This window comes from Ornithinibacter sp. (assembly GCF_035443565.1).
Taxonomy (GTDB): Bacteria; Actinomycetota; Actinomycetes; order Actinomycetales; family Dermatophilaceae; genus Fodinibacter.
This window is the reverse complement of sequence record NZ_DAORSO010000007.1, coordinates 2,442-9,899: the sequence shown is the minus strand read 5'-3', so window position 1 is coordinate 9,899 and position 7,458 is coordinate 2,442. Positions and strand designations below refer to the sequence as shown.

The 7,458-nt window shown below is 71.6% G+C and carries 5 protein-coding genes; 3 read left to right on the top strand and 2 right to left on the bottom strand.

The features are described 5' to 3' along the window. Both PLL68_RS01940 and PLL68_RS01935 read left to right on the top strand, forming a co-directional pair. A partial coding sequence (locus PLL68_RS01940) for an AI-2E family transporter (protein ID WP_324531132.1) occupies window positions 1-1,216 on the top strand: 1,216 nt, incomplete at its 5' end. 12 nt (window positions 1,217-1,228) lie between these two features. Beyond that, window positions 1,229-2,191, top strand: a complete 963-nt coding sequence (locus tag PLL68_RS01935) for a hypothetical protein (protein ID WP_324531130.1) — start codon at window positions 1,229-1,231, stop codon at window positions 2,189-2,191. Between the two features lie 25 nt (window positions 2,192-2,216). On the opposite strand, the gene PLL68_RS01930 is transcribed toward PLL68_RS01935, so the two are convergent. Continuing rightward, window positions 2,217-3,191, bottom strand: coding sequence for a YhjD/YihY/BrkB family envelope integrity protein (locus PLL68_RS01930; RefSeq protein WP_324531128.1), 975 nt, complete (start codon window positions 3,189-3,191; stop codon window positions 2,217-2,219). Beyond that, window positions 3,188-3,559, bottom strand: a complete 372-nt coding sequence (locus PLL68_RS01925; RefSeq protein ID WP_324531126.1) for a hypothetical protein — start codon at window positions 3,557-3,559, stop codon at window positions 3,188-3,190. Before PLL68_RS01925 ends, PLL68_RS01930 begins: the two co-directional genes overlap by 4 nt. Window positions 3,560-3,810: 251 nt before the next feature. On the opposite strand from PLL68_RS01925, the gene PLL68_RS01920 reads away from it, so the two are divergent. Beyond that, the coding region (locus PLL68_RS01920; protein WP_324531125.1) for an ATP-binding protein at window positions 3,811-7,458 on the top strand (3,648 nt) is incomplete at its 3' end.

Below are 7,458 nucleotides of genomic sequence, written 5' to 3'. Positions count from 1 at the left end.
CACGGCCGCCCCCGCACCATCCCTCGCGCGCCGGGTCTGGCTCGTCGTCGGGGTCCTGGCGCTGGCCGCCGCCCTGGTCTTCCTGCTCTGGCGGGGCGCCTCGACGTTCTACTACGTGATCATGGCGTGGTTCGCGGCGCTGGCCATGGAGCCGGTGGTCTCGCGGCTCGCGAAGAGGATGCACCGCGGTCTGGCCACCGGCCTCGTCATGCTGCTGGCCGGCATCTCCCTCGTGGTCTTCCTCGGCCTGTTCGGCACCCTGTTCGTCGAGCAGCTCACGAGCTTCATCACCGCACTCCCGGGGATGGCCGAGGACACCCTGCGCTGGTTCAACAGGGTGTCCGGGTCGACGTTCACGTTCGAGACGATCCTCGACGAGATCGGCCTGAGCCCCACCGACCTCACGGCGTACGCCGACGATCTGGCGTTCGGGGTGCTCGGCCTCGTCGCGAAGGTGCTCTCCGGCTTCTTCGGCGTCTTCATCCTCGTGTTCTTCACGTTCTACATGTCCGCGGGGATGCCCACACTGCGGGGCTGGGTCGCTCGCCGCCTGCGCCCGAGCATGCAGGTCCCGTTCCTCACGGCCTGGGACCTCACCGGCATCAAGGTCGGTGGCTACATCGCCGCGCGCATCGTGCTCGCGTCGATCAATGCCGTGCTCAGCGGCGTCGTGTTCGCCCTCATCGGCCTGCCGTACTGGTTGCCCCTCGCCCTGTGGACCGGCCTGGTCGCCCAGTTCGTACCCAACATCGGCACCTACATCGCCATCGCGCTCCCGGTGCTCGTCGGGCTGACGTCGGGCGACCCGATGGTGGGGGTCTGGGTGCTCGCGTGGGGCATCGGGTACCAGCAGGTCGAGAACCTCGCCATCGAGCCGCGCATCTCCTCGCGCGCGGTCAACCTCCATCCGGCCGTGTCGTTCGGCTCGGCCCTGCTCGGTGCCCAGCTGTTCGGGCTGTCGGGTGCGCTGCTCGGGGTGCCCGTCGCCGCCACCGTCATGGCGATGCTCGAGATCTACCAGCGCCGCTACGAGCTGAGCCCTCAGACCGAGGAGCTCGTCGCCGAACTCGTCGCGCCACGCGCCACGCAGCGCGATGCCGGGGGAGAAGGCAGTGAGAACGGCGACGTGGATGCCGTCCCCCCGCCTCTCGCGGGCCTGGCACCCCCCGTCGCGGCCGAGGTTTCCCATCCGCCGGACGAAATCCGCACCGACTGAGAAGATCGCGCCATGGGCTCTCGTTCCCGCCGCATCCTCGCCATCACCCTGCTCGTCCTCGCTGGGTTGCTCGTGCCCGTGGCCGTGGTCGCCACCTGGACGGCCCGCACGGTGACCGACACCGAGTCGTTCGTGTCCCGGGTCGGGCCGGTGGCCTCGCAGCCCGAGGTGCAGGCGTTGGTCTCCACGCAGCTCGCCGACCAGGTGACGGGTGCCGTGATCGATGACCGGGTGGCACCGAGGGTGGGGGAGGCCATCGACGAGCTGGCGGCGCCAGAACTCGTCAAGGGCCTGCTGCGTGACGTCGCGGCCTCGCTCGGCGGTGCCGTCGAGGCACGGGTGCAGAACGTCGCCGACAAGATCGTCACGTCGCCGGAGTTCCAGTCGGCGTTCGACACCGCGCTCGACGAGGCCCATGCCGAGCTGGTGGCGACCCTCGAGGGGGATGAGCCGCAGGGCACCGTCATCACCGAGGGCACCACGGTGAGCATCAGTCTGGCCACGATCGCCGGAGCGGTGCGGGCCGAGCTCGTGAACTCCGGGTACACCTTCGTCGACCGCCTCCCGCAGCTGGAGGCCACCGTGCCGATCGCCACCGTCGACCAGCTCGAGAAGTGGCAGGGCTACTACAACCTGCTCAAGGTCATGGTGTGGCTCGGGCCGCTGCTCGTCGTCGTGCTGCTCGCCGCCGGAGCGTGGCTGTTGCGCGACGCCGCCGTGTCAGCCCTGTGGTTTGCCGGGTCCGGCTTCCTGGCCCTGGTCGCCGTCACGGTCGGTGTGCGCGCAGCCGTGGGCTCAGCGACCTCCGACATCGCAGACCCGTTGGCGGCCGATGCGGCCCGGGTCATCGTGGCCACCCTGACGACCACCCTCGTCCGCAACGCGACCGTCGTCGGGCTCCTGCTCGTCATCGCACTCGCCGCTGCGGCCTACGTCGCGGCCCGGCGCCGACTCACCCCCACCACCGCTTCCTGAGCAGTCAGGTCAGCGGCTGGGAGGATCAGGCCTGCGGGTCGGGTTGCTCGAACAGTGGCTGCACGAGCGGGTCCTCACGCGGCGTGAACCACCCGGCGGCCCGGGCGATCTGGGCGCCGGCCACGCCCACCAGGACGATGAGGCCACTGAAGGCCAGCAGCCAGGTGACGAGTGCGAGGGCCACGCCGATGACGCCGTAGCGCGCGCCATCCCGTTCGAAGATGCCGGGCAGCACGGTGACCGTCCAGATGGCGATGGCGGTGCTGCCGACACCGCCGACGAGCGCGCCCGGCCACAGCCGTGCGACCGACAGGCGCCCGTGGGTCAGGGCCCGCCCGATCGCGATCCAGAACGCGGTCGCCACCACCGTGCGGACCAGCCCTTCGAGGAACCCTTGAGCGGCCGACGTGCTGACCCACTCCACCGCGATCACCGCCAGGGTCACCTGCATCACGATGAGCAGCACCACGCCGAGCAGGCCGCTCAGCTGGCCCTTCCACCCGACCTTCGGCAGCTCCCAGGGCCCTTCCATGCTGCGGCGCAGGGTGCGGGTGAAGCTGTTCACCGAGAAGAACAACAGCGCCAGGCTGAGACCGGATGCCGTGCTGACCTCCGCGCTGCCCTCCGGTCTCGAGAACAACAGCGTCACGGTGTCGGCGGTGACGCCCGTGAGCCCCAGCCGGGTGTTGAGGGCCGTGGCGAGTGCCCGCCCGTCGCTCTGCGAGAGCCAGCTCGAGCTGATGATGAGCAGCGGGATGACGGCCAGGAACGACTGCCCCGCCATGCCGAAGACGCGGTCGCGCACGTCCACCGCGAGCAGCTGGCGCACGATGCGCAAGGTGGTGCCCGGGACGGGGTTGCGGTCGGCCCAGGCGACGAGCGGGGCCAGCCGGGCAGCGGTCCGGGCGGCAGCGGTGCTGGGCGCGGCGGTCTCGGCGGTGGGGCCGGTGTCGGAGGGTCGGTCGGTGGACGGCTGCGGGTTCGGGTTCGGGGTCTTCACGACAGGGTGACCTCAGCAGGTAGGCGCTCGAGCTTGACCGAGCTCCACTCGGCGACTTCCACACCCTCGTGATGGCCGTACCCGAGGCAGGTCGGGTCCTGCTCGAGCGCGCTCGCGGCGTCAGACGCCGCGAAGTCGAGCTGGATCATCTCCCAGTCGCTCTCGTGCTTGTTGTTGACGTCGTTGAACGGGTAGTACAGCCAGTACTGCAGCGCCAGACCCTCGCGGCCCGGCTCGGTCGCGACCCGGGTGCACGTCGTCGGCCTGGTGAACGGCTCACCGGGCCCGCACTTACTCACCTGTTCCACGAGGCGCACCACGGGGGCGAAAAGTGCCACGAGCGCGGCGGCAACGGCAGCGATGCGCATCCGGCCACGATACGGCTCAAATTTCCAGCCCGATGCCACATCATTCACCTTGGCACCCCTTCGTTTCCGGTGCTGAGATGAACCTCCCGGTGTGAAGGTCACGCGCAGCCGACGGGCGAGCCCGATCGCAGCCAGACGCGCGCACTCTGCTCATTACTCGCGCGTCACGGCGCACAAGTGACAGGCTCGGACGAACAGCGGGACAGCCCCGCCGAGACGACGCGCACACCGGACCCCCGGGAGGACCACCGATGTTCCAGCGGATCGCCATCGTCAACCGCGGAGAGGCCGCGATGCGGCTCATCCACGCGGTACGCGACCTCAACGCGCAGTCCGGCCCGGACGGCCACCGCATCGAGACGGTGGCCCTGCACACCACCGCCGAGCGGTCGGCGATGTTCGTGCGCGAGGCCGACGCGTCCTACGACCTCGGCCCGGCATCCGAGCGTCCCTACCTCAACCACGAGATGCTGGAGCGGGCGCTGCGCGAGACCGGTGCAGACGCGGCCTGGGTGGGCTGGGGCTTCGTCGCCGAGGACCCGGCCTTTGCCGAGGTCTGCGCCCGTGCCGGGGTGACGTTCATCGGCCCGAGCCCGGAGGCGATGCGCCGCCTCGGCGACAAGATCGGCTCCAAGCTGATCGCGGAGGAGGTCGGGGTCCCGGTCGCTCCGTGGAGTCGCGGCGGGGTCGACACCCTCGAGGACGCCATCGCCGCGGCCGGCCGGATCGGCTACCCGCTCATGCTCAAGGCGACCGCGGGCGGTGGGGGCCGCGGCATCCGCATGGTCGCGACCGACGCCGATCTCGCCGACGCCTACGAGCGCACCCGCGACGAGGCGCAGCGGGCCTTCGGCTCGGGAGTGGTGTTCCTGGAGAAGCTCGTCACCGGCGCACGCCACGTCGAGGTGCAGGTCATCGCCGACGGCCAGGGCACGGCGTGGGCGATCGGGGTGCGCGACTGCTCGGTGCAGCGCCGCAACCAGAAGGTGATCGAGGAGTCCGCCTCACCCGTGCTCGACGCCGAGCAGATGCGCGAACTCAAGGATGCCGCGGAGCGGCTCGCGATCGCCGTGGACTACGCGGGGGCTGGCACGGTGGAGTTCCTCTACCACCCGGGTGAGCGCTTCTTCGCGTTCCTCGAGGTCAACACCCGCCTGCAGGTCGAGCACCCGATCACCGAGGTCGTGACGAGCACCGACCTCGTGCGGCTCCAGATCCACGTGGCGTCGGGCGGCCGCCTCGAGGGTGAGCGGCCGAGCGAGGTCGGGCACGCCGTCGAGGCCCGGCTCAACGCCGAGGACCCCGACCGCGACTTCGCCCCGGCACCGGGGCGCATCGCCCACCTCGAACTGCCCGCAGGCCCCGGCATCCGGGTCGACACCGGTGTGGCCGAGGGCGATTCGATCCCCGCAGACTTCGACTCGATGATCGCGAAGATCATCGCCCACGGTCGTGACCGTGACGAGGCGCTGGCCCGGCTGCGTCGTGCCATGCGCGAGACGACCGTCGTCATCGAGGGTGGGGCGACGAACAAGTCGTTCATCCTCGACCTGCTCGACCAGCCCGAGGTCATCGACGGCTCGGCCGACACCGGGTGGATCGACCGCGTCCGCTCGCAGGGTCGGCTGGTCGCGAGCGAGCACTCGGGTGTGGCGCTCGTGGTCGCCGGCATCGAGGCCTACGAGGAGGCCGAGTCGGTCGAGCGCACCCGACTGCTGCACACCTCGCGCGGCGGGCGCCCCCAGGTGCAGCACGACGTCGGGCGCGCCGTCGACCTCAAGCTGCGCGGCACCGCCTACAAGGTCACCGTCTTCCGCACCGGGCCTGCCCGGTTCCGGGTCGCGGTGACCGACCCCACCGGACACACCGTCACCGTCGACGCCGACTTCGAGCGCGGCGGCCCCTACGCGAGCCGGATCGTCGTGGGCGGCCGTTCCCACCGACTCGTCACCGCCGCCCACGGTGCGGTGCAGCTCGTCGAGGTCGACGGGGTCACCCACCGGGTCAGCCGTGACGAGGGTGGCGTGATGCGTTCCCCCGCACCGGCTCTGGTCGTCGCCACCCCGGTCGCCGTCGGCGACGAGGTGGCCGCGGGTGCCCCGGTGCTCGTCCTCGAGTCGATGAAGATGGAGACCGTGCTGCCGGCGCCGTTCGCGGGCCGGGTCAAGGAGCTGCTCGTCGCCGCGGGCAGCCAGGTCGAGACCGGCGCCGCCCTGGTGCGGCTCGAGCCGACGGGTGACCCCGCCGACGCGGGGGCAGCCGCCGACGTCGACGCCCCCGACCTCGACCTGCCCGACGAGGTCACCGACCGCGAGCCCACCGAGCGGGCTGCCCGGGGCCGCGCCGACCTCGCGGCCATGCTCCTGGGCTACGACCTCGACCCCAGCCAGGAGCAGCGCACGCTCACCGGCTACCTCGAGGCCCGCGACGAGATCGAGGCGTCGGGCGCATCGCCGATCAACGACGAGGTCGCCCTGCTCGGGGTCTTCGCCGACTTCGCCGAGCTGAGCCGCAACCGACCCGTCGGGGAGGAGGCGCACCTGGAGAACCGGGTGCACAGCCCGCGCGAGCACTTCCACACCTACCTGCAGACGCTGGATCCCGAGCGTGGCGCACTGCCTGCCGACTTCGTCGGTCGCCTCGAGCGGGTGCTCAGCCACTACGGGGTCACCTCCGCCTCGCGTGCCGACGCCGGTGACGCGGCCGCCGCCGACGCCCTCGAGGGTGCGGTGTTCCGGGTGTTCCTGGCCCAGCAGCGCTCGGCTCCCGAGGTCGCGATGGCCACCGCGATCCTGCAGCGCTGGCTGGGTGAGCCGGCACCCGAGCCGCCCGCCGACGTCGCCGCCCGCGAGCTGCTCGACCGCCTCGTGAGCGCCACCCAGCTGCGGTTCCCGATCGTCGGCGACCTCGCCCGCAGTGTGCGCTTCCGCTGGTTCGACCAGCCCCTCGTCGACGCCGACCGGGCATCCGTGCTCGGCTCCGTCGGCGACGAGCTCGCCGAGATCGACGCCCTCCCGGACGGGCCCGAGCGCACCGCCCGCATCGACACCCTCGCCGCGATCCCCGAGCGGATCGTGCGGTTCCTCGCCGAGCGGCTGCGCACCGGCATCCAGGCTCGTGAGCCGATGCTCGCCGTCCTCGTCAAGCGGCACTACCGCGAGTACGACCTCGTCGACCTGCGCGAGGAGACCATCGACGGTCGCGGCGTCGCCAGCGCGAACTACGTTCTCGACAACCGCGTCTCGCACCTCATCACGACGACCGGCACCGTCGATGAGCTCACCGACGGTAGCCCGCTGTCGACGCTGCTGAGTGGCCTGGTCGCCCAGCGCCCGGTCGGCCACCAGGGTGTCGTCGATCTCTACGTCCACTGGGGCGACCTGCCCGCCGACAAGGAGGCCGCCTCGGCGGCCCTGGCGGAGAAGATCGCCCGGATGCCGTTCGCGGCCCAGGTGCGGCGCGTCGCCGTGGGCGTGGTCCCCGACGACGAGCGCGAGGTCGGCTACTTCACGTTCCGGCCGCAGCCGGATGGGTCGATGGTCGAGGACCGGCCGGTGCGTGACGTGCACCCCATGGTGGGTCGTCGACTCAACCTGTGGCGGCTGCGCGACTTCGACCTCACCCGCCTCGACGCCCCCGAGGACGTCCTGCTCCTGCACGCGGTCGCGACGGGCAACCCGCAGGACCAGCGGCTCGTGGCCCTGGCCCAGGTGCGCCAGCTCGTCGTCGTGCGCGACGCCGACGGCAAGGTCACCGGCCTGCCGCACATCGAGCGGGCGCTCGCCAACTGCCTCGAGGCGATCCGCCGGGCCCGGGCCACCCTGGGCGCCGGGGCGCGGCTGGACACCAACCACGTGTGGCTGCACGTCTGGCCGCCCGTCGAGGCCGACCTCGACCAG

Bases quoted from the DNA above. Each gene is read 5' to 3' on its own strand.
- PLL68_RS01935 (WP_324531130.1), top strand. From the start codon at position 1,229: ATGGGCTCTCGTTCCCGCCGCATCCTCGCCATCACCCTGCTCGTCCTC.
- PLL68_RS01925 (WP_324531126.1), bottom strand. From the start codon at position 3,559: ATGCGCATCGCTGCCGTTGCCGCCGCGCTCGTGGCACTTTTCGCCCCC.